General features: G+C 54.5%; 19 protein-coding genes. 7 read left to right on the forward strand and 12 right to left on the reverse strand.

Annotated elements, in window-relative coordinates; all coding sequences use genetic code 11:
* Window positions 1–5: 5 nt before the first annotated feature.
* Both oadA and FFI61_RS02075 read right to left on the reverse strand, forming a co-directional pair.
* On the reverse strand, window positions 6–1,814 hold the full coding sequence (gene oadA / locus FFI61_RS02070; protein ID WP_200369088.1) for a sodium-extruding oxaloacetate decarboxylase subunit alpha: 1,809 nt from the start codon (window positions 1,812–1,814) through the stop codon (window positions 6–8).
* 17 nt (window positions 1,815–1,831) lie between these two features.
* Window positions 1,832–3,247, reverse strand: coding sequence for an acetyl-CoA carboxylase biotin carboxylase subunit (locus FFI61_RS02075; RefSeq protein ID WP_200369089.1), 1,416 nt, complete (start codon window positions 3,245–3,247; stop codon window positions 1,832–1,834).
* Between the two features lie 133 nt (window positions 3,248–3,380).
* On the opposite strand from FFI61_RS02075, the gene FFI61_RS02080 reads away from it, so the two are divergent.
* Complete coding sequence (locus tag FFI61_RS02080; RefSeq protein WP_200369090.1) at window positions 3,381–4,331, forward strand: LysR family transcriptional regulator; 951 nt, start codon at window positions 3,381–3,383, stop codon at window positions 4,329–4,331.
* A gap of 236 nt (window positions 4,332–4,567) precedes the next feature.
* On the opposite strand, the gene gatB is transcribed toward FFI61_RS02080, so the two are convergent.
* Genes gatB through gatC form a run of 3 tightly spaced genes read right to left on the reverse strand, consistent with a single transcriptional unit; the run spans window position 4,568 to window position 7,826 of the window.
* A complete protein-coding gene (gene gatB / locus FFI61_RS02085; protein WP_320159561.1) occupies window positions 4,568–6,034 on the reverse strand; it encodes an Asp-tRNA(Asn)/Glu-tRNA(Gln) amidotransferase subunit GatB in 1,467 nt (488 codons plus the stop codon).
* A gap of 6 nt (window positions 6,035–6,040) precedes the next feature.
* The gene (gene gatA, locus FFI61_RS02090) at window positions 6,041–7,498 is read right to left on the reverse strand and encodes an Asp-tRNA(Asn)/Glu-tRNA(Gln) amidotransferase subunit GatA (RefSeq protein ID WP_200369092.1); all 1,458 of its coding nucleotides are present in this window, start codon (window positions 7,496–7,498) and stop codon (window positions 6,041–6,043) included.
* A 40-nt stretch (window positions 7,499–7,538) separates the two neighbouring features.
* The gene (gatC, locus tag FFI61_RS02095; RefSeq protein WP_200369093.1) at window positions 7,539–7,826 is read right to left on the reverse strand and encodes an Asp-tRNA(Asn)/Glu-tRNA(Gln) amidotransferase subunit GatC; all 288 of its coding nucleotides are present in this window, start codon (window positions 7,824–7,826) and stop codon (window positions 7,539–7,541) included.
* Window positions 7,827–8,201: 375 nt separating this feature from the next.
* On the opposite strand from gatC, the gene FFI61_RS02100 reads away from it, so the two are divergent.
* From FFI61_RS02100 to FFI61_RS02125, 6 genes are read left to right on the forward strand one after another with little or no spacing between them, the layout of a single operon-like run.
* Window positions 8,202–9,242, forward strand: a complete 1,041-nt coding sequence (locus FFI61_RS02100; RefSeq protein WP_200202776.1) for a rod shape-determining protein — start codon at window positions 8,202–8,204, stop codon at window positions 9,240–9,242.
* A gap of 29 nt (window positions 9,243–9,271) precedes the next feature.
* Window positions 9,272–10,162, forward strand: a complete 891-nt coding sequence (gene mreC, locus FFI61_RS02105) for a rod shape-determining protein MreC (RefSeq protein ID WP_200202775.1) — start codon at window positions 9,272–9,274, stop codon at window positions 10,160–10,162.
* Window positions 10,162–10,638 carry a rod shape-determining protein MreD gene (gene mreD / locus FFI61_RS02110; protein WP_200369094.1) on the forward strand — a complete coding sequence of 159 codons (477 nt, stop codon included), beginning with the start codon at window positions 10,162–10,164 and terminating at the stop codon, window positions 10,636–10,638. Before mreC ends, mreD begins: the two co-directional genes overlap by 1 nt.
* A 2-nt stretch (window positions 10,639–10,640) precedes the next feature.
* Entirely contained in the window at window positions 10,641–11,243 is a 603-nt protein-coding gene (locus FFI61_RS02115) for a Maf family protein (RefSeq protein ID WP_200369095.1), read from the forward strand.
* The gene (gene rng / locus FFI61_RS02120) at window positions 11,240–12,721 is read left to right on the forward strand and encodes a ribonuclease G (protein WP_200202522.1); all 1,482 of its coding nucleotides are present in this window, start codon (window positions 11,240–11,242) and stop codon (window positions 12,719–12,721) included. The genes FFI61_RS02115 and rng overlap by 4 nt, the downstream gene beginning before the upstream one ends.
* Window positions 12,722–12,758: 37 nt before the next feature.
* Entirely contained in the window at window positions 12,759–16,523 is a 3,765-nt protein-coding gene (locus tag FFI61_RS02125) for a YhdP family protein (protein WP_200369096.1), read from the forward strand.
* A gap of 18 nt (window positions 16,524–16,541) precedes the next feature.
* Here the strand turns inward: FFI61_RS02125 and yjgA are convergent, their stop codons facing one another.
* The 7 genes from yjgA to FFI61_RS02160 form a co-directional block, all read right to left on the reverse strand.
* A complete protein-coding gene (gene yjgA / locus FFI61_RS02130; protein ID WP_200202774.1) occupies window positions 16,542–17,063 on the reverse strand; it encodes a ribosome biogenesis factor YjgA in 522 nt (173 codons plus the stop codon).
* Between the two features lie 25 nt (window positions 17,064–17,088).
* Window positions 17,089–18,450 carry a magnesium transporter gene (mgtE, locus tag FFI61_RS02135; protein ID WP_200202520.1) on the reverse strand — a complete coding sequence of 454 codons (1,362 nt, stop codon included), beginning with the start codon at window positions 18,448–18,450 and terminating at the stop codon, window positions 17,089–17,091.
* A gap of 114 nt (window positions 18,451–18,564) precedes the next feature.
* Entirely contained in the window at window positions 18,565–18,834 is a 270-nt protein-coding gene (locus tag FFI61_RS02140; RefSeq protein ID WP_200202519.1) for an HPr family phosphocarrier protein, read from the reverse strand.
* 6 nt (window positions 18,835–18,840) lie between these two features.
* Complete coding sequence (gene rapZ / locus FFI61_RS02145; RefSeq protein WP_200369097.1) at window positions 18,841–19,725, reverse strand: RNase adapter RapZ; 885 nt, start codon at window positions 19,723–19,725, stop codon at window positions 18,841–18,843.
* A gap of 29 nt (window positions 19,726–19,754) precedes the next feature.
* Window positions 19,755–20,225 carry a PTS IIA-like nitrogen regulatory protein PtsN gene (ptsN, locus tag FFI61_RS02150; protein WP_200202517.1) on the reverse strand — a complete coding sequence of 157 codons (471 nt, stop codon included), beginning with the start codon at window positions 20,223–20,225 and terminating at the stop codon, window positions 19,755–19,757.
* Between the two features lie 84 nt (window positions 20,226–20,309).
* Window positions 20,310–20,618 (reverse strand): ribosome hibernation promoting factor, encoded by a 309-nt coding sequence (gene hpf / locus FFI61_RS02155; RefSeq protein ID WP_200202516.1) that lies wholly within the window; start codon window positions 20,616–20,618, stop codon window positions 20,310–20,312.
* Between the two features lie 93 nt (window positions 20,619–20,711).
* On the reverse strand, window positions 20,712–22,247 hold the full coding sequence (locus FFI61_RS02160; protein WP_265091908.1) for an RNA polymerase factor sigma-54: 1,536 nt from the start codon (window positions 22,245–22,247) through the stop codon (window positions 20,712–20,714).
* Between the last annotated feature and the right edge of the window lie 49 nt (window positions 22,248–22,296).

Genomic DNA, 22,296 nt, shown 5'->3' on the forward strand with positions numbered 1-22,296 from the left:
GCCGATCAGGCAATTTCGATGAGTACTTCACCCGGAGTGACCCGGTCGCCCTTGCTAACGTGAACCGCCTGCACGGTGCCATCTACACTCGAATGAATTTCAGTTTCCATTTTCATGGCTTCGGTAATCAGAACTGCCTGGCCAGCGGTCACAGATTCCCCTTCCTTCACCAGCACGTCCACAACATTTCCAGGCATGGCTGTACTGACGTGGCCGGGATCGGTAGCTCGTTTGCGGCCTTTGCCACCAGCCTCTGCCACGTATTCATTCAAGGGTTCGAACACCACTTCCTCTGGCATGCCATCCAGCGACAAGTATAGCTTGCGCTTGCCGGGCCCCGTTGTGCCAACGCCGGTGACTGCAACCTCGTAGGTTTCGCCATGTACGTCGATGCGGAACTCAGTGGCAACACCTGTGCCCAAACGGCTTTGTCCGGTTTGTTCAACAGGCAGCAACTCCTCCGGCTTGAGAGTGCCGTCCTTGCGCTGCTGCAAAAACTCCCGGCCCAGGTCCGGGAACATGGCGTATGTGAGCACATCTTCTTCGCAGCTGGCCAGACTACCAATGTCCTCTCGTAATTTATCCAGCTCAGGATCGATCAGGTCAGCAGGCCGGCCATCATTGACTGCTTCATTGCCAATGGCCTTGTTGCGAACCTCCGCACTTACCTCTGCGGGCGGTTGGCCGTAGCCACCTTGCAGGTAACGTTTTACTTCGTTGGTGATGGTTTTGTAGCGTTGCCCGGCCAGAACGTTATAAACCGCCTGGGTGCCAACAATCTGGGACGTGGGTGTCACCAACGGCGGATAGCCGAGATCCTTGCGCATCCTGGGTATTTCATCGAATACCTCGTTGATCTTATCGAGAGCATTCTGTTCCTTCAGTTGATTGGCCAGGTTAGACATCATGCCGCCCGGAACCTGGTTGATCTGCACCGAGACATCTTCCCGGGTGAACTCGCTTTCGAACTGGTGATATTTCTTTCGGATTTCGTGAAAGTAATCGGCAATCTCGCTGAGCTTCTCCAGATCCAGGCCGGTGTCGTACTCTGTGCCTTTCAGGGCTGCGACCTGGGACTCTGTCGCCGGGTGGCTGGTGCCGCTGGCGAACGCCGAAATGGCGGTATCAATCCGGTCGGCGCCGGCTTCGATCGCTTTGAGCTGACACATTGGGGCAAGCCCCGCAGTAGAGTGGCTGTGAACCACTAATGGCAGGTCAACGGCAGATTTGATTGCCTTAACCAGTTCAAACGTCGCGTAGGGGGTCAGCAATCCCGCCATGTCCTTGATGGCAATTGAGTCAGCACCCATGGCTTTGAGTTCTTCCGCCTGTTTCACGAACAGCGCAGGCGTGTGTACCGGGCTGGTGGTGTAACAAATGGTTCCCTGGGCGTGCTTGCCAGCTTTCTTCACGGCTTTCATGGCGGTTTCAAGGTTGCGAAGATCATTCAGCGCATCAAACACCCGGAACACATCAATGCCATTGTCTGCTGCTTTCTGTACAAAGGCCTCAACCACATCGTCGGCATAATGCCGGTATCCCAAAAGATTCTGGCCTCGTAAGAGCATTTGCAGGCGGGTATTTGGTAAAGCCTTGCGCAGCTGGCGCAGGCGCTCCCATGGGTCTTCTTTCAGGAACCGCACGCAGGCATCAAAGGTGGCGCCGCCCCAGACTTCCAAAGACCAGTAGCCTACTTGATCCAGCTTGTCGCAGATTGGCAGCATGTCTGCAGTGCGCATGCGGGTGGCGATAAGGGATTGGTGCGCATCACGAAGGATTACGTCGGTAACTTCAATCTTTTTTGCGTTGCTCATGTTCAGTCTCCTGTGGATTACCAGCCAGCATGGGCTGCGATGGTGGCGGCAATCGCCAGTGCCACGGCACTGGGGTGGCGTTTCTTGGAGTAGTTCAACAGTTCCGGATGGCTGGGTACGAAACTGGTGTCGAACTTGCCCGCGCGGAAATCCGGATGATCCAGAATCTGCTGGTAATAATTGGCGGTGGTTTTGATGCCATGCAGGCGCATGTCGTCGAGTGCACGTTTGCCCCGTGCGATTACCTCGTCCCAAGTCAGTGCCCACACAACCAGTTTCAGGCACATGGAGTCGTAGTAGGGCGGGATTTCGTAGCCGGTGTAGATGGCGGTATCCACCCGCACACCCGGGCCGCCAGGGGCGTAGTAATGGGTGATGCGGCCAAAGCTGGGCAAGAAGTCGTTCTTCGGGTCTTCAGCATTAATGCGAAACTGCAGCGCATAACCCCGAAACTGAATGTCCTCCTGCCGATAGCTTAAAGGCAAGCCCGAAGCGATCCGCAGTTGCTCCCGCACAATGTCCACACCGGTAATGGCTTCAGTAATGGTGTGTTCCACCTGCACGCGGGTATTCATTTCCATGAAGTAGACTTCGTTGCCCGTAAGCAGGAACTCCACCGTGCCGGCGTTCTCATAGTTCACGGCTTTCGCCGCGCGCACCGCCAGATCGCCTATGTACTGGCGCTGTTCCGGAGTCAGCTGTGGGCTGGGGGCGATCTCGATCAGTTTCTGATTGCGACGTTGTATCGAGCAGTCCCGCTCAAACAGATGGATGGCATCGCCCTGGCTGTCTGCCAGTATCTGCACCTCAATGTGGCGGGGATTCACGATGCACTTTTCCATAAACACTTCGGCCGAGCCGAAGGCCTTGGTCGCCTCGGAAATGACTCGCGGGTACTGGGTTTTCAGCTCTTGCGGTGAATCGCACCGGCGAATGCCACGGCCACCGCCACCCGATGTGGCTTTCAGCATCACCGGATAACCGATGTTGCTGGCCAATTCCAGAGCTTCCTCAAGGCTGTCCAGATTGCCTTCCGAGCCCGGAGTAATTGGTATCCCTGCGGCCCGCATGCTGTCGCGGGCCTGGGTTTTGTCGCCCATGCCGTGGATAACGCTGGATTTCGGACCAATAAAGGCCACGCCTTTCTGCTCGCACAGACGTGCAAAGTTGGCATTTTCTGACAAAAAGCCGTAGCCCGGATGAATGGCGTCACAGCCGGTTTCTATCGCCAGGTTCACGATGCGAGCCGGGTCGAGATAGCCTGCCAGCGGATCGTCACCAAGAGAATAGGATTCATCGGCTCGCTTAACATGTAAGCCGTAACGATCCGGTTCGGTATAGATAGCCACCGACCGTATCCCCATCTCTGCACAGGCCCGCACGATGCGGACAGCAATCTCGCCACGATTGGCGATTAACACTTTCTTCAGCATGGGAAGTTCCTCATTGCTTCGTCCCGAATGAAGGTTGGGGAAGAATAACGAGGATGACTGATCAGTAAAAATTGATATTATTTCGCTTAAGTATAATAGATAACTTATGGGTAGAGTCGATGAAGGAGGGTTTATGCCGCTCAGTATCCAGAAACTGGCGAACCGGCTGACGTTTAGGCAGTTGCAGGTGTTCAAGGCCGTCTACGATTTGAAAAGCTACAGCAAGGCAGGAGACCTGCTGGGTTTAACCCAGCCAGCCGTCAGCAGTCAGGTGCGACACCTGGAGCAGGCACTAAACATGCCCATGTTCGAATACATAGGCCGCAAACTCTATTGCACAGCTGCTGGAGAAGAAATGGCCGCCTGCGTGCGTTCAGTATTCGGCGAGCTTGCCGACATGCAGAACCGCCTGGCGGCTCTGGAAGGGCGTGTAGCAGGGGATTTGCGATTAGTTGCGGTGAGCACCGCACAGTACGTGGTGCCCTATCTGTTAGGTTCGTTCTTGCAGTTGAACCCTCAGGTGAACATATCCGTTGCCGTAGTCAACCGCGCAACAGCTTTAGAGCGGTTAAACCAAAATAACGACGATCTGGTAATCATGGGCATGGTGCCGCAGGATCGCCCACTAACTTCACTGCCATTCCTGGACAACGAACTCATCCCCATAGTCCCGGCCGGCCACCCGTTGCTCGACCAAAAATCAGTCAGCGCAGAGACATTCCTGAACAGCAACCTCCTCACCAGAGAACCCGGCTCGGGCAGCCGACTGGCACTGGAAGTCTATTGCCAACAACACCACCTGAAAATAGCGCCCGCGATGGAGCTAGGCTCCAACGATGCGGTTAAACACGCTGTGCTGGCAGGCTTGGGTGTCGCGGTTGTACCCAAACTGAGTGTGTTATCAGAACTCGCCTTGGGCACTTTGACAGCGCTTGATATTACCGATTTCCCGCTGCGCAGAAGCTGGTGTCTTGTCTATCCGCAAGCACGTTACCCAACACCCGTTATGAAGGCCTTTATAGACTACGTTCAGCAGAATATCGCGCAATTCGAGCGATTGTTTCGGAGGCTGGCTGCAAATTGAGCTTGGTGTAGATCAAGAAGTCGAAGTGGTGGTTCTTAAGAGATATCCCGGATTCAGGTCGGGTGGGTTCAATACCCCTTCCCAAAAATCTCGGAGGCCAAGGACGGCCGGAGAGAAGCGCACATGGATGTGCTCGTAGCGGTTTTTGGGAAGGGGTATTGAACCCACCCCTCCCCATAACCAGGAAGCTAGGGCCAGAGCCAGATACCCCGGCCCAAGCCTCAAGCCCAACTCAATCAACCGCCAAGCTTCCGAACAAGAATCTCATTAAACAGCTTAGGATTACCCTGACCTTTGGAAGCCTTCATCAAAGGCCCCATAAAGCCACCCAGCATCTTCTTCTGCTTCTTCGGATCGCCTTCCTCCTGATACTGAGCAACCTGATCCGGCATCCCCGCCAGAACCTCATCCACCATCGCCTCCAGCGCGCCAGTATCCGAAACCTGCTTCAGCCCCTGAGCCTCAATAACCGCATCGGCATTGTCTCCACTGCCACTCCACAGAGCCTCAAACACCTTCTTGGCACCAGACGACGACACAGTATTATCAGCAATCCGCGCCACCAATTGGCCCAACTGCGCACCAGTAATAGGTGCCTGAACAACCGTCTTGTCTTCCGCATTCAAACGCGCAGAAAACTCACCCAGTACCCAGTTCGCGGCCAGCTTTGCATCTTTGCCATGGCTGGCGGTTTCTTCAAAAAATGCCGCCATGCGCGCATCGTCGCTAAGCAAGCGAGCATCGTAATCGTTGAGGCCGTATTGCTCCTTGAAGCGCGCTTTGCGCTCGTCTGGCAGCTCGGGCAACAACTTACGGGCGCCCTCAATGAAATCATCGTCGATAACCACAGGCAGCAGGTCTGGGCAAGGGAAGTAGCGGTAGTCATTGGCCTCTTCCTTGCTGCGCATGGAGCGGGATTCGCCACGTTCGCCGTTGTACAGTCGGGTTTCCTGGATGATACGGCCGCCGTCTTCCAGAATATCCATCTGCCGCTCCACTTCATGGGCAATGGCCTGCTCCATAAAACGGAAAGAGTTCAGGTTCTTGGTTTCCGTGCGGGTGCCCAGTTCATTCGAGCCTTTTGGCTTGAGTGAAATGTTCACATCAAAGCGCAGAGAACCCTGGCTCATGTCACCGTCACAAATGCCCAGAGAAGACACCAGGCCGTGCAGCTTCTTGGCGAAGGCCACAGCTTCTTCCGCACTGTTCATATCCGGCTCGGTCACCACCTCAATTAAAGGCGTGCCGGCACGGTTCAGGTCGATGCCCGTCATGCCATGAAAGTCTTCGTGCAGAGATTTGCCAGCATCTTCTTCCAGATGCGCATGGTGAATCCGTACACGCTTGGTGCTGCCATCTGCCAGATCAATATCCACATAGCCGGGGCCGACAATAGGGTGGTCCAGCTGTGTAGTCTGATACCCCTTGGGCAGATCCGGGTAAAAATAGTTTTTACGATCGAACACAGAGCGTCGGCCGATTTCTGCGTTTACCGCCAAACCGAACATCACGGCATAACGGAACGCCTGCTCATTTGGTACGGGCAGGGTGCCCGGCATAGCCAGATCAACGGCGCTGGCCTGAGTGTTGGGCTCGGCACCGAACGCAGTGCTGGAGCCGGAAAAAATCTTGGTTTTGGTGGCAAGCTGAACATGAATTTCCAGCCCGATCACAATATCCCACTGCATAGTCGTTCTCCTGATTCGGGCTTACTGGGGAAGCTTCTGGTGCCAATCGGTAACTTGCTGGAACTGATGGGCCGCATTCAGCAGGCGAGCCTCTTCAAAGTAGTTCCCGATAATCTGCAAGCCAACAGGCAGGCCATCAACGAAACCCGCAGGTACCGACATGGCTGGAACACCCGCAAGGTTTACGGCAATGGTGAAGATATCTTCCAGGTACATGGTTACCGGATCGTTTGTGTTCGCGCCTTGCACAAAAGCAGGAGAGGGCGATACCGGGCTCATCAGCACATCCACTTCTTTGAAGGCATTGATGAAATCCTGCTGAATCAGGCGGCGAACCTTCTGGGCTTTGAGATAGTAGGCATCAAAATAGCCGGCTGAAAGTGCGTAAGTGCCAACCAGAATCCGACGCTTCACCTCGTCCCCGAAACCTTCAGCCCGGGTGCGGGTATAGAGATCGTTCAGATCCTGCGGGTTCTCGCAGCGATAGCCGTAACGCACCCCATCAAAGCGGGACAGGTTGGCTGAGGCCTCTGCTGGTGCAATAACGTAGTAGGCAGCAATTGCCAGCTTGGCGTGGGGCAGCGACACCTCTTTTACGGTGGCCCCCAGCTTTTCGTATTCCTTCACCGCATTGCGAACCTGCTGCTCCATCGCGGGGCTCAACTGGTCGGAGAAGTACTCTTTGGGAAGACCGACGCGAAGGCCTTTCAGCGGCTCGTTCAGAGTGGCTGTGTAATCCGGCACAGCACGATCAACCGATGTTGAATCCTTCGGGTCAAAACCAGCCATCACATTCAGCATCAAGGCGTTGTCTTCTGCCGTGCGAGCCATGGTGCCGCCCTGGTCCAGGCTGGAGGCAAAGGCAATCATGCCGTAGCGAGACACGCGTCCGTAGGTGGGCTTCAAGCCTGTAATACCGCATAGGGCTGCCGGTTGGCGAATAGATCCACCGGTATCTGTAGCCGTTGCTGCCGGCACCAAACGAGCGGCGATAGCTGCTGCGGAACCACCGGAAGAACCACCGGGTACGCGCTTGTCACCACTGCTCAACCCCCAGGGGTTGGTCACTGAGCCAAAAAAGCTGGATTCGTTGGAGGAGCCCATGGCGAACTCGTCCATATTGGTTTTACCCAGGCACACAGCACCGGCCGCGCGGAAGTTTGCGGTTACTGTTGCATCGTAGGGTGGCACAAAGTTGGCCAGCATTTTTGAGCCGGCCGTGGTTGCCACACCATTGGTACAGAAGATGTCTTTGTGGGCAAAGGGCACGCCCGTCCAAACGCTGGCCTTGCCTGCTGCACGCTGCTCATCAGCGGTTTTGGCATCGGCTAGGGCCTGGTCTTCGGTTACGGTAATAAAACTGTTGTACAGCTTGTCTTCGGCTTTAATACGATCGAGGAACTCACGGGTCAGTTCCACGCTTGAAATCTTGCCGCTTTCCAACTCACGGGAAAGCTCTGCTACGGATTTATTATGCATGTTCAATCCTGTTCGAGGGCTGATAGAGGGCTTCGTCAGATCACTCAATAACGCGAGGAACGAGGTAAAGGCCGTCTTCAGTGGCTGGCGCGATTGCCTGAAAGGCTTCCCTTTGATTGGTCTCGGTTACCTCGTCTGTACGCAAACGCTGCACAGCATCCAGAGGGTGAGACAAAGGCTCTATATTTGCGGTGTCGGCTGCGCTGAGCTCGTCGACAAGATTCAGGATGTTGCCCAGATCGCTCTCCAGCGCCGAAATCTGCGCTTCGTCTACGCGGATACGGGCAAGAACGGCGACTTTTTCTATGTCTTCACGGGAAATGGACACGAATTGCCTCCCAGATAAATGAAATGTCGGTAATAAAGGACACTCTCTCTAAAAAGAGTGTTGCACCGAGTTATGGGGTCATTCGGGGAGCGCTTTTCAAAACTGTAGAGGGCCATGGACGGCCCGAAACAAGCGCACATGGATGTGCTTGTAGCGTGTTTTGAAAAGCGTTCCCCGAATGGCCTTGCACCCAGACCAAAAATACGAGGGCACATGTTAACAGATTCCAACACATGCGGCAGAGGCCAAAGTATGGCTAAAATGCGAGAATAACAGGGTCTGAAGCCCGATGCCGCCTTGCCTGCTGGGGGGGTCACTGATAAAGTTGCCGCATCTTTCTGCAACCGCAACTCTCAGGTTGAAACTACACGAATGTTGATTAAAAGACTCCGAGGCTTATTCTCCAGCGACCTGTCCATTGATCTGGGCACCGCCAACACCCTTATTTTCGTGCGTGACCGCGGGATTGTGCTGAACGAGCCGTCCGTAGTAGCCATTCGTACCACCAACTCCCAGAAAACGGTTGCCGCCGTCGGTGCCGAGGCGAAACGCATGCTGGGTCGTACACCTGGCAACATCACTGCTATTCGGCCCATGAAAGACGGCGTTATCGCCGATTTCGTGGTGACTGAAAAAATGCTCCAGCACTTCATCCACAAAGTGCATGAGAACAGCTTTATCACCCCAAGCCCGCGGGTTCTGGTGTGTGTGCCCAGCAAATCGACCCAGGTAGAGCGCAAAGCCATTCGCGAGTCGGCTCTGGGTGCCGGTGCACGGGAGGTGTTTCTGATTGAAGAGCCCATGGCCGCTGCAATAGGCGCAGGGCTTCCGGTTGAAGAAGCCAGTGGCTCAATGATTGTAGATATCGGTGGGGGTACTTCAGAAATCGCCATTATCTCCCTGAATGGCATTGTATATGCCGATTCAGTCAGGGTTGGCGGTGACAAGTTTGATGAAGCCATTGTTACCTACGTGCGCCGCAATTACGGCAGTCTGATTGGTGACACGACTGCCGAGCGTATCAAACACGAAATTGGCTGTGCATACGAAGGCCTTGAAATTCTCGAAATTGACGTGCGTGGCCGTAACCTGGCCGAAGGTGTGCCCCGTGCTTTCACACTTAACAGTGAGGAAATTCTGGACGCTCTTCAGGAATCCCTGGCACAAATAGTACAGACAGTTAAAAGTGCATTGGAGCAGTCTCCGCCAGAGCTGGCGTCAGATATTGCTGAGCGTGGCATCGTGCTTACTGGTGGTGGTGCTCTGTTACGTGGGCTGGACAAGCTGATCAGTGAAGAAACCGGGTTGCCGGTAATCATCGCAGAAGATCCGCTAACCTGTGTTGCCCGTGGTGGTGGCAAGGCGCTGGAGGTTATTGACCGGGGTGGCATTGGAATGTTCTCCCAGGAGGGATAATCCTTTGGGGAGGGATCGCCATTAAAACCATTTTTGTTCAGGGGCCAGCACCAGGCCTCCGGCTTCTGCTTGTTGTATTGGTATCGGCGGCGTTAATCGTGGCCGACCAGCAGTTTGACCGTGTTACTCCTGTTCGCAGTACGCTGGCAACCGGCCTGACGCCGGTTTACTGGCTTGGCAACGCGCCCTATCAATTCAGCGACTGGGTTGCCGGCCTGTTTACCACCCGGGAAGATGTTAAACAGGAAAACGAAGATCTCAAAGCCCGGCTCCTTATCCTCGAGCGTAGGGCCCTCAAATACGCCGCACTGGCATCTGAAAACAATGAACTTCGCCGCTTGATGAACTCCTCCGAACTTCTGGATGACAGGGTAATAGTCAGCGAAGTTGTGGGCGTATCGCCAGATCCCTATTCCCATGAAATTATTATCAATAAAGGCCGTAGTGATGACCTGCAAGTGGGGCAGGCCATTCTGGATGCCCATGGCCTGATGGGACAGGTGGTTCAGACCAGTCAAATTGCCTCTCGTGTGCTTCTCGTTTCGGATAGTAGTCATGCGGTACCCGTTGAGGTTGTGCGCAACGGGCTGCGCGCAATCCTTTTGGGTACCGGCGATTCAGGCACTCTGGATCTGGTGCACGTGCCAGATACGGCAGATATCCGTGAGGGCGATCTTCTGGTGAGCTCCGGTCTCGGCGGGCGTTTCCCCAGAGGGTACCCGGTTGCCGAGGTAAGTCTGATCAAAAAGGAGCCTGGGGAGCCTTTTGTTACCATTCGGGCCCGACCCAAGGCACAGCTTAATCAGAGCCGCCTGGTGTTGGTTGTCTTCCCGCCCAAAAGCGAACGCGAGCCAGAAACAGGTGATGAGGTGCCTTCCGATATCCCGGCAATGGACGCGGTTCAAGGGGGGCAAGACTGATGTTATCTGTCATCAGTTATCCGGTATTTGTGCTGTCTGTGGTCGCGTCACTGGTATTGAGCATTTCTCTCTTTCCCTCGGGCTGGTTTGAGTTTCGTCCGGAATGGTTAGGTCTGGTGGTGTTTTACTGGACCTTCCGCGCACCTGCGCAGTTCGGCGTATTGCTCGCGTGGTGTCTGGGCCTGTTGCTGGACGTTCTGGAGGCAACCCCGCTGGGTGTTAATGCCCTTGGCATGGGATTGATTGCGTTTCTGGTGCTGACCATCCACCAGCGGCTGCGGATGTACCCCATGCCACAGCAATGTCTGATGGTTTTTCTTTTGTTGGGTATTAACCAGATGCTGGTGCACTTTCTCAAGCAGATGTTCGGGGGCGAGGATGCAGGCTTCAGTTATCTTTGGCCAGCGATAACCAGCGCTTTGATATGGCCGGTGTTCTGCATACTGCTGGACAACATTAACCGGAAACTGGGCTAGCCATGACATCCATTATTCTCGCCTCTGCATCGCCACGCCGTTCGGAGTTGCTCACGCAGATAGGCATCCCCTTTTCGGCGCAGCCGGCCAACATCGACGAAACACCGAGAGCTTCTGAAGCCCCCGGTGATTATGTGGAGCGGCTAGCCCGGGAGAAAGCACTTGCGGTTTCTGCCCATTTTCCCGGGAAGTGGGTTATTGGCTCGGACACGTCTGTCGTTCTGGATGGCGCTATTCTGGGCAAACCATCAAATGAAGCCGATGCCCAAGCCATGCTGGGGATGTTGTCTGGTAAAACTCATCAGGTAATGACAGGCGTTGCGCTGGCCAAGGATGATGGCTGTGACTCCACGCTGGTTATTACGGAAGTTACCTTTCGGGTGCTCTCGAGGACTGAGATTGCAGCCTATGCAGCTTCAGGCGAGCCCATGGACAAGGCCGGAGGTTATGGAATTCAGGGCCTGGGTGGTATTTTTGTGAAGGAACTCAAAGGGAGTTACAGTGCGGTTGTTGGCCTGCCATTGCAGGAAACAGCCGCCTTGCTGGCGGATGCCGGTGGCCCTGTCTGGAAGCACTGGATGAGTAGTCAGGAGAGCCAATCATGAGCGAAGAAATCCTGATCAACGTAACACCGGTTGAAACCCGGGTCGCGCTGGTTGAGAACGGAATGCTGCAGGAAGCCTACATTGAGCGTGCCAGCCGCAAAGGCATTGTCGGTAACATATACAAAGGCAAGGTTGTGCGCGTGCTCCCCGGCATGGAGGCGGCATTTGTAGATATAGGATTGGAGCGGGCGGCCTTTATCCATGCTTCCGATGTGGTCTCCAGCCAGGCCAGTGCAGTAGTTCCCGGCGATGGACCTAAACCCGTTCCAGATATCCGCACTTTGCTGCGGGAAGGTCAGTCGCTGGTTGTTCAGGTCACCAAGGACCCCATCGGCACAAAAGGTGCCCGGCTTACCACTCAACTTTCCATACCCTCGCGTTATCTGGTGTTCATGCCCGACGTCAGCCATGTGGGTATTTCCCAGCGAATCGAAGATGAAACCGAGCGTAACCGCTTGAAAGCCATTGTTGAGCAGGGCGCCGAAGCGCACCCGGATGTGCAGGGCGGGTACATCATTCGAACGGCAGCGGAAGCCGCGTCAGAAGAAGAGTTGCTTGCAGATATGAACTATCTGCACCACCTTAGCCAGTCGATACATGAGCGGATTGAGAAGGTTCAGGCGCCGGCCGCCGTTTATAAGGACCTGCCCCTGTTTATCCGCACCATCCGTGATCTTATTCGGCCACAGACAGAAAAAGTGCGCATCGACAGCCGCGAGAGCCACCAGCGAGTTATGGAGTTTGTTGACGAGTTTGTGACTGAGTTTGCCGATAAGGTGGAGTATTACCCCGGAGAGCGGCCTATTTTTGATCTTTACTCGGTAGAAGACGAGATTCAAAAAGCACTGAGCCGCAAAGTACAGCTGAAGTCTGGTGGCTATGTGATCATTGACCAGACTGAAGCAATGACCACCATAGATATCAACACCGGTGCCTTCGTGGGGCATCGTAATCTTGAAGAGACCATTTTCAAGACCAACCTTGAAGCTGCACGGGCAATCAGCCGCCAACTGCGCCTGCGCAATCTGGGTGGCATCATCATCATCGATTTTATCGACATGGAAGATGTTGAGCATCAGCGCCAGGTACACCGGATGCTGGAAAAAATGCTCGAGCGGGATCATGCCAAAACCAAAATCACTGGCGTGTCTGAGCTGGGCCTGGTGGAAATGACCCGAAAGCGAACCACAGAAAGCCTCGGCCAGGTTCTGTGCGAACCATGCCCTATATGCGATGGCAGAGGTTTTCTGAAAACCAGCGAGACAGTTTGCTTCGAAATTTTCCGGGAGATCCTGCGGATAAACCGTGCCTACGATGCAGAAAGCTATCTGGTGATGGCGTCCCAAAGCGTAGTCGATCGCCTTGTTGATGAGGAGTCAGACAACGTAGCGGATCTCGAAACCTTTATCGCCAAGACCGTTCGCTTCCAGGTAGAGCCGTTTTACAGCCAGGAACAGTACGATGTTGTTTTGCTCTGACTCCGGGGCGATACACCGGCGCCGAGGATAGCAGGCGATGAATTCCCTGAAGACGTCCTCCGAGAGTCAGCCTGGCCGCTTGATGGCGCTGCTTGCCAATGCGGTATGGTGGCTGATACTGGTTGTGCTGGTGCTGCTGGCTCTCTATGCCGGCATAGGTAGGCAACTTACCCAAAACGTGGATTCTTTCCGGGACGAGCTTTCTCAAGAGCTTTCTGCCCGTCTGGGCCACGACGTGAGTATTGGTAGTCTGTCTTCGCGCTGGTTCTGGCTCGATCCCTCCTTTACCGCACAAGACATAGAAGTCACCAATCCGGACTCCGGTGACCGGGTTGTAAGCCTGCAGCATTTGACCATTCGCTTTGATGCGGTTGCATCGTTGATGCGTTTCAGAATTGTATTCGAGGATTTTGAAGCTGACGGGCTTGAGTTAACACTGAACCAGCAGGGCAGTGGTGAAGTGGGTGTGCGGGGGGCTGATATTCCGGAGCCCCTGAACAATCGTTTCCGGGACTGGCTCAGAATTTCCGGGAAATGGTTGTCGGACCCTTACATAAAAGTTACCCGTGTGAACCTGGGTATTCGCGACAACCAGGGCCAACTCCGCTTTCTCGATATTCCCCAGCTTGATCTGATGTATCAGCAAGGTTTGTTCCGGGCATCTGGCAGAGCTATGCGGTCCGCGACTACTCAACAGCTGGCCAGTTTTACCCTTGTAGGAAAACAGTTCTTCCGTGGTGATTTCAGTGGTCAGCTCTATCTCAGCGTAGATTCCGGGCGCTTGTTTGATGGACTGATAGATGAATACCAGTGGCGAGATATTCGTGTGGAAGGCTTTGATCTGGGTGGTGAGGCATGGCTAACCTTCCGCAAAGGAGTTTTGCAACAGGTCAGCGGCACCGTAAGAACACCCTACTTGCAACTGGGCGTTGCCGGGGAGTCGCTGGCACCACTGGAAGACATTCGTGCCCGTTTTGGCTGGCGCCGGCACCATGCTGTGATGGTGAACCCGGAGGAGAGCGGTGATCGGCCAGAGACTATTGGCGAGTGGCATCTGAAACAGCTCGCCTGGACCTGGAACGGGGACCAGGTACCGCCCTTCAGCTTGAGGCTGGTTCCAGAGCCACAGGGTATTACCATCACCGCCGATGCCATGCCTTTGCGCCCGCTTCGACGCCTGACAGGCACTCTGCCTTTATTGCCGCCAGTGGCCAGTGACGCTTTGGAGAACTATCGTCCTTCAGGGTTTCTGGATGGTGTGACAATCCGTGTTCCGGGGAGTGACGACAATAGCTTTGAATTCTCCGGGCGGCTCCGGGATGTTGGCGCGGCTGCCTATGGTGGTGCGCCAGCCGTGCGCGGAGTGAACGGTTTTATATATGTTGACCAGAGTACTGGCTACGTTCGGGCTCGCGCGGGCGCCCGCCCGGTGACTCTTTCTTTCCCGGAACTGTTCAGCAGTGAGTGGTCCCTGCCAGAATTCTTCGCGACAGTAGCCTGGCGTATGGATGGGCCAGTCACCCGTGTTTATGCAGACGATATTCGCATGAGTTATGGCAGTGGCACCCAGTTGAACGGCGCTTTCGATTTGAAACTGGATCAGGAGGGTGAGGACAATCTCGGTCTCCGTGTTGGTGTCGAGAATGGCGAAGCCTCCATGCTGGCCGCTTTTGTTCCTGAGAAGATCGTGGATGCTGGGCTCTATGAGTGGTTGACTACGTCAATAACAAAGGCAGACATAACGTCTGGTGTCTACTATGGCCATGGCCAAATCGGTAAAGATGCGCCCTCGGGCTCGTTTGTTTCCTCCATGTGGTATGAATTTGATAACGCCAGTGTTCGCTATGATAGCCAGTGGCCAGAGGTGACCGGCGCGCGCGGGCGTGTTGATATACAAAACGGGGATACGCTGGTTCATCTGGAGGCGGGAACCACTGGCGGCTTGGCGATAGATCCGAGCACTGTCGCCGTGATTCCGGAGGAGGAAGGCGCGCTTGTGCAGGTGAATGTTTCTGCGCCTGTGGCGGCAGATTCCATCAGCTATTGGCTGGCCAACAGTCCTTTTGGCGCCATGGTTGGGTCTGAGGCTGCAAAGCTGCAGTACGGCGGCGATTACAAACTCGATCTGTCGATAGATTTGCCTCTCAAGGACGATGCATCACCCTTGGTTGAAGCTAATGTCCGCACCGGTAATGGCTCGATAGCCTATCCTGGCACGGACCTGCTTTGGGACAGGATTACAGGAGCGTTGACGTACCATTCAACAAAGGGTTTTTCCGGAGCGCCCTTGAGTGCCCACTTTCTGGACGAGCCAGTCAAGGTGGCGTTTAGTCAGCCCGACACGCCGCAGGCACTGCGGATTGAGCAAACTGGAACGTTATCTGTAGCCAAAGCGTTTAGTCAGGCGGGGCTTGTAGATTCCCGGAAAGTGAGTAGTAGCGGCTCTGGTGGCAGCCAGTATGGCCTTAAAGGCGAGTTTGACTACTCTGCCCGGCTGGATGTTATAGCGGCAAGCCCCCCAAGAATAACGCTTCGTTCCAGTCTTGAAGGGCTTTCTGTCGACTGGCCAGACCCCTTTTCAAAAAAGGCAGGTGAGGCCGCGCCGCTCCTGGCGGAGATAGATACCGGAAACGAGCAAGGTTTGGGTATTTCAGGAACCTGGGAGAATCGCGCTACCTTCGATCTTTTATTGAAGAACTCCGGTGTTGAGCTGACCTTTGGTGAACTCTATCTTGGGGAACAGATCCTCAGAAACATAGAGCTGGAGGCTTTTGATCTTGGCGACCGCTGGGTTTTGAGTACGCAGTCAGAGCGGGCGGTTGGCCGGATTGATATCCCGAATGATAATAGTCTTGTAACTGCTGATTTTGCAGTGGTGCAGCTGGTTCGGGACGAGACTGCAGCCAGGGATGCGCCAGAACTCTTGACCATAGAGCAGCAACTTGAAGCCTTCCGCGCAATGGATATGGAGAGCTGGCCAGATGTAGATGTTGCCATATCCAATTTGCGCCTTAACGATGACAGCTTGGGGCGTTGGTCTTTTCAGCTTCGGCCTGAGCGTCAGAAGCTCAACATCCATGGCATTGAAGGCCACCTGAAGTCCATTACACTGCAGGGCGATATGACCTGGAGTGTTGTAAATAATCGGGAAACCAGTCAGTTTTCGGGTTCTGTCACGGGGGGAGCGCTGGCGGACCTGGATGGGCTTTTCGATACCGAAATACCTTTATCGAACAAGCAAGCCAACATTGAGCTCGATCTGGAATGGCCAGGGCGCCCTGATGAATTTGACCTGGCAAGTCTCAGCGGAAACGTCAGCTTTCGCCTTGATGATGGCGTAATTCTGGAGAGCAACAATAGTGCGCAGGTGTTCAGGATATTCAACCTGCTCAACTCCGACACGCTGTGGCGCAGGCTTAAACTGGATTTTTCGGATTTATACAAGCGTGGTGTCGCCTTCGATGCAATCTCAGGCAAAGCGCTTCTGGAAGATGGCTTGCTGACGATGGATCCGGAATTGCAGGTGGTTGGCCCTTCAGGAGCATTCAAACTCAGCGGAAGCACTAATCTGGCGGACGAGGTGTTCGATATGCGTCTGGTTGTGGTTCTGCCGCTCACCCAGAACCTGCCTCTGGCTGCATTACTGATGGGTGCCGGTGCACCCATTGGTGGAGCACTATTCGTTTTGGATAAGGTGCTGGGAGACCCGCTCAGCAGGCTCACCAGCGCCACCTACAATGTGACCGGCCCCTGGGATGAGCCTAAAGTCGATTTGCGCAGTGTGTTTGACACAGGCAAGTAGCCTGGGCCGATGCCACCATCAGGCTTCAGCTTCGTCAACGCACTCCCGCAAGTAGCGGAACAGCTTGCGGGCTTGCCCGGTGTTTTTCTGCTTTTCCAGGTCTTTGCGGGCATTGCGAACAAGATTGCGCAAATGCTGTATGTCGGCACCAGGACAGTAGTTGAAGAATTCTCCGGCAACCGAGTCGCCCTCGGCAATCATCCGGTCGCGCCAGCGCTCAGCCAGGTGGTGGCGACGAGTATGCTCTTCACTTCCCGAATCGAACGCATCAATAGCTCGCTCAACTGCTTCCGGGTCATCTTCCTGCCGGATAATCTTGCCAATATACTGCAGGTGGCGGCGCTTGGCTTCGTTTTGCTTGATTCTGCGAGACTCTTCAATGGCACGTCTCAGAGTGTCGCTAATGGTTAGCGTATCAAGCTGTTCGTTGCTCAGGTCCAGCATGCGCTTGCCAATGCCCTGAAGCGCATGCATTTCCCGCTTGAGTTGGGACTTGCTTGGGCCCGAGTATTGCGGAGCCTCGTCTTCGTGGTCGTCGATCATGTTTTCATCCAGGTTTTTCGGTTCACGCGTAAAAAATAGTCGCCAGGCCAAGAAATGACATGAAACCGACCACATCTGTGACGGTTGTCAGTATAACGCTGCCTGCCAGTGCCGGGTCGATGTCACGGGATTTCAGGAACAGCGGTAATACGGTACCCACCAGCGCGGCGGCAACCAGGTTAATAATCAGAGCAGCAGCAATAATGGCGCCTATTAACAAATCCTGAAACCAGGCGGTTGCTGCGGCGGCTACCACGCCGGCCCAAAGTATGCCGTTGAGAATACCGGAAAGAAACTCCCGGTTCAGCAACCAGCCCACATTGGTCCCGCTGATCTGCCCGACTGCCATGCCCCGGATAACCAGGGTGAGGGTCTGGCTACCAGCGATTCCGCCCATGCTGGCTACTATGGGCATGAGCACAGCCAGGGCAACCACCTTTTCGATGGTGTCTTCGAACAGGCCAATAACGCCAGAAGCGATGAAAGCGGTGATCAGGTTTACACCCAGCCAGATTGCCCTGCGCCGTGTGGTTTTCCAGACCGGAGCAAATGTGTCTTCATCATCATCCAGACCGGCCATACTCATCAGTGAATGATCTGCATCCTCACGGATAACATCTACCACGTCATCGATGGTGATCCGGCCCAGTAGATGGCCTTCCTGGTTTACAACCGGCGCAGAAATAAGGTCGTAACGTTCAAACAGGGTGGCCACCTTGGTATCTGAGAGCGCGACGGGAATCGGCTCTATATCTGTATCCATAACCTCCCGAACAGTTGCCGCCTGGTTTGAAACAAGCATCTTGGTTATTGGCAGCATCCCGATAAATTCATCGCGCCGGCTCACTACAATCAGGCTGTCGGTCATCGGGGGCAGCGCCCGGTGCCGACGCAGATAACGCAATACCACATCAATGCTGATATCAGGACGCACGGTAATGGTGTCCGTGTTCATCAGGCCGCCGGCGGTGTCTTCCGGGTAGGACAGGACTTCCTCAACCCGTTGGCGATCCTGCTCGTCCATGGTGTCCAGAACTTCCTGGATCACCTTGTCTGGCAGTTGTTGCAGAAGGTCGGCGAGATCGTCGGACTCGAAGTCCTCAATAATATCGGCCAGTTCCTGGGCGTTCAGTCGGCTCAGATACTCTGCGCGTATGTCCTCGTTAAGGTACTGGAGAACATCGCCTTCGAGCTGTTTGTCTACCAGGTTCCAGAGCAAGGCACGCTGGCGTGGTGGTGATGATTCAAGCAAGTGCGCGATATCACTGGGGCTAAGGCCACCATTGAGAATACGGGCAACCTGTTTCAGCGCACCACTGTCCAGCGCTTCGCTCAGTGAGCGGAGGCGTTGGCGGGCTTGGCTTTTTTCCAGAATATCGGACATGAATCACCTGCAGTCAGAAAACGCCTGCATTATAACGGAGTTAGCCGCAGCACGTGAGAAAGAGTTACAGGGATACGCCAGGAAAAATGGGCAGTTGAGGCAATTAAGAGTGGCTTACTCGCCTTCGCCAAAATAGTCATTGATCAATTCTGAGAGGGCTTCTATAGCTTTTTCTTCATCCGGGCCGTCGGCCACCAGTTCAACCTCTGTGCCTTTGCTGGCAGCGAGCATCATTACATGCATGATGTTTTTGGCATCCACTTCGCGCCCTTTGCCGCAGATTCTCACGGAGCTGTCGAACTGCGAAGCCGTGGCCACCAGCTTGGCAGTGGCGCGGGCATGAAGTCCAAGCTTGTTGATGATGACAATGGGGTGGCGTATCACAGCAGGTCAGATCTCTTTCCGGGCCTGCAGGTGAGGCAGTTCGGCATGGCGTACCTGCACATTGCTGCAGGATTTGCGGAAGTGCCTCCCCAGCTGTTCGCAGATATACACTGAGCGGTGCTGGCCGCCGGTGCAACCAATAGAAATGGTCATGTAGCTGCGGTTACTGTCCGCAAAAGATGGAATCCAGCTTTCCAGAAACCCGATCAAATCGTTTACCATCTTGCTGCTGTCAGGCTCAGCCTCGAGAAATTCGATAACAGGCTGATCAAGTCCGGTAAACTTGCGCAAACTATGGTCCCAGTAGGGATTGGGCAGGCAGCGCACATCGAATACATAATCAGAGTCCAGCGGCACACCGTGCTTGAATCCGAAAGACTGGAAAAGTAGCGCGAGTTCCTGGTCTTTGCGGCCGGCAACCCGTTGCTTCACCATGTCCCGTAGCTCATACATCGACAGCCCTTTGGTGTTGATGTGCAAATCCGCGAGTTTTGAAAGTGGCTCAAGCAGCTCTTTTTCGTTGCTGATAGCCTCTCTAAGGGAGGTTTTGTCGTCGCTCAGGGGGTGCTTGCGCCGGGTGGCGTGAAACCGTTGCAGGAGAGACTGCTCATCGGCATCCAGGTAGATAACCTCAACCTGAATATCATCTCGCCGGAGCTTGCGATGAATCTCTTCGAAATTGGCCAGCTCGCCAGAGAGGTTTCGGGCATCAATGCTGACGGCCATTTTATCCAGCCGCCCCGGTGCTGGCTGGTTTGCGGCTTCCCGTGTCAGGGGGAACAGCAACCCGATTGGCAGGTTATCAATGCAGTAGTATCCCAGGTCTTCCAGTACGTGCAGAGCGGTACTCTTGCCGGAACCTGACCGGCCACTGACAATGATCAGTTTCATAGTGAAATAACCTGTTGCCCGAATGGATGTCAGCCGCTTGTGGCGGTCATGCGTTGGAACAGTGTTTGTGCATCTTCACACTGTCGGAGAGCGTCGCAGAATGAGCGCTCGTTAAATTTTTCAGCGAGCTGGCTAAGCAGCTCAAGATGCTCGCTGGTGGCTTCTTTGGGCACAATAAGTGCGAACAGAAGGTCCACTGGCTGGTTGTCTATAGCGTCGAATTCGACAGCTTCTTCCAGAGTCATCAGCACGCCGATAACCTGCTCAAGGCCTTCGAGGCGACAATGGGGAATGGCTATCCCCTGGCCAATTCCAGTGCTGCCAAGCCGCTCCCGGGCAATCAGATTATTGAAGATCTGACTTTCGTTGACCGAATCGTTGTGCTCCCGAATCTGCTCGGCAATGGTCTCCAGAACCCGCTTTTTACTTGATGCGGGAACATTGCACAGAGTCAGCTCCGGCACAAGGATGTTGTCTATTGTCAGAGTTGTGTCGCTCATGAATCGACCGCGCTTCCGTGAAAAAAGCTGCGACGCGTAGTTCGCGTCGCAGCTTGATTAGATGACATGCCTGAAAACACTCGCCTAGCGGGCGGTGTGTCCCTGCATCCTGTCTACAGTCTTTTCTTTATGCTTGAGGATCTGACGATCAAGCTTGTCGACGAGTCCGTCGATGGCTGCGTACATATCCTCATTTTCCGCCTTTGCGTGAATCTCACCACCAACCACGTGGAGCGTCGCATCTGCAATCTGCCGAACCTTATCTACTTCCAATGTTACCTGGCAGTTACTGATGTGGTCGAAGTGCCGCTCGAGTCGTTCAAACTTCTCGGCTACATAGTCTTTCAGAGCGGGTGTCAGCTCTACGTGACGGCCTGAAATGTTGAGTTGCATAGACGTCTCCTGTTGTCATCCTTTCCGGCTCAGGGAGCCGGTCTGAGTGCTGGCGCATGGCTGCACCAGCGAAAACCATTTGCTGCGCCGGATTTAAACCAGTCGCTTGCGTTCATTTGAGGGCGGAATGTTCATGGCTTCGCGGTATTTTGCAACAGTGCGTCGCGCCACTTTGATTCCTTCTTCTCCCAGCATGGCTGCAATTTTGTTATCACTCAACGGCTTTTTCGGTGTTTCTGCAGCAATGAGCTTTTTGATCATTGCCCGAATGGCTGTTGATGAGCATTCTCCGCCCTCATCGGTACTGACGTGGCTGGAGAAAAAATATTTCAGCTCGAAAACGCCCCTCGGTGTATGCATGTATTTCTGCGTAGTCACACGGGAAATGGTCGATTCGTGCATTTCCACAAGCTGGGCAATATCCGACAGGATCAGCGGTTTCATCGCTTCTTCACCGTGATCCAGAAAACCCTGCTGATATTCAACAATCCGGGTTGCTACCTTCAGCAGTGTTTCGTTGCGGCTTTGGAGGCTCTTGATGAACCATTTTGCTTCCTGAAGCTGGTCGCGCAGATAGGTGTTGTCTGCGCTGCTATCCGCACGTTTTATTAATGAAGCATAGCTGGCATTCACGCGTATGCGCGGCGCAATTTCCGGATTCAGCTCAACACGCCAGCGGTCATTGTGTTTGCGCACGATAACATCGGGAATCACGTAGTCCGGCTCTGTGCGATCAATGATGTCACCGGGGCGCGGGTTGAGGCTGGTAATCAGTGCCAGCACATCGCGCAACTGGTCTTCCTTAAGGCGGCTGCGGCGAAGCAGTTGGGCGTAATCACGGTTGCCCAGCAGGTTTATATAATGTGTGATTACCAGCTTTGCCTGGGCAAGCCAGGGTGTCTCTGGTGGCAATTGGTTGAGTTGAATCAGCAGGCAATCCTGGAGATCTCGCGCAAACACCCCGGGAGGATCGAAGAACTGCAGCCGGCGCAGCACTGCTTCGACTTCATCCATCTCCAGGGGGTCGTCATCCGTATCGTTCGTCAGGCCGCTGTAGATCTCTTCCAGAGGGCTTGTGAGGTAGCCCTGCTCGTCAACGGCGTCCATAAGAGCGTGAGCAATGGCCTGATCCCGCTCGCCAAAGGGAGTGAGGTTCAATTGCCACTCAAGATGGTCCCGAAGGGTTTCACTAGGGGAATTGCGGGTCTCGAAATCGTGGTCGCTTTCGTCTTCGTTGCGCGCTGCAGGAGCAGGGGCGGACTGATAGATGTCGTCCCACGCGGTATCTACGGGCAGGTCGTCCGGAATCGTGTCGGGTATTTCATTTTCGGTTTGCCAGTCGGGGCCGTTCTCGCTTTCATCCCAGTCAGAACTGGATGAATCGGGGGCTGTCTCTGAACTGGTGTCGTTTGAGGTGTTGTCCTTGTCCTGCTCGTTATCCGCAGTGGATGTGTCGATTTGATCGTCATCATCCTGGGATTCCAGCAGTGGATTGGATTCCAGCGCTTGCTGGATTTCCTGCTGGAGGTCGAGGGTTGATAGCTGTAGAAGCCTGATCGCCTGTTGCAGCTGGGGCGTCATGGTCAGGCTTTGACCCAGCTTTAATTGTAATGAGGCTTTCATAACCATCGCTCAGGATCCGTCACTTATACCCGCTCTGAATTTCTTGCTACGGCTA

The organism is Marinobacter sp. DY40_1A1, from assembly GCF_016597815.1.
In the GTDB taxonomy this organism is placed as follows: Bacteria; Pseudomonadota; Gammaproteobacteria; order Pseudomonadales; family Oleiphilaceae; genus Marinobacter; species Marinobacter xiaoshiensis.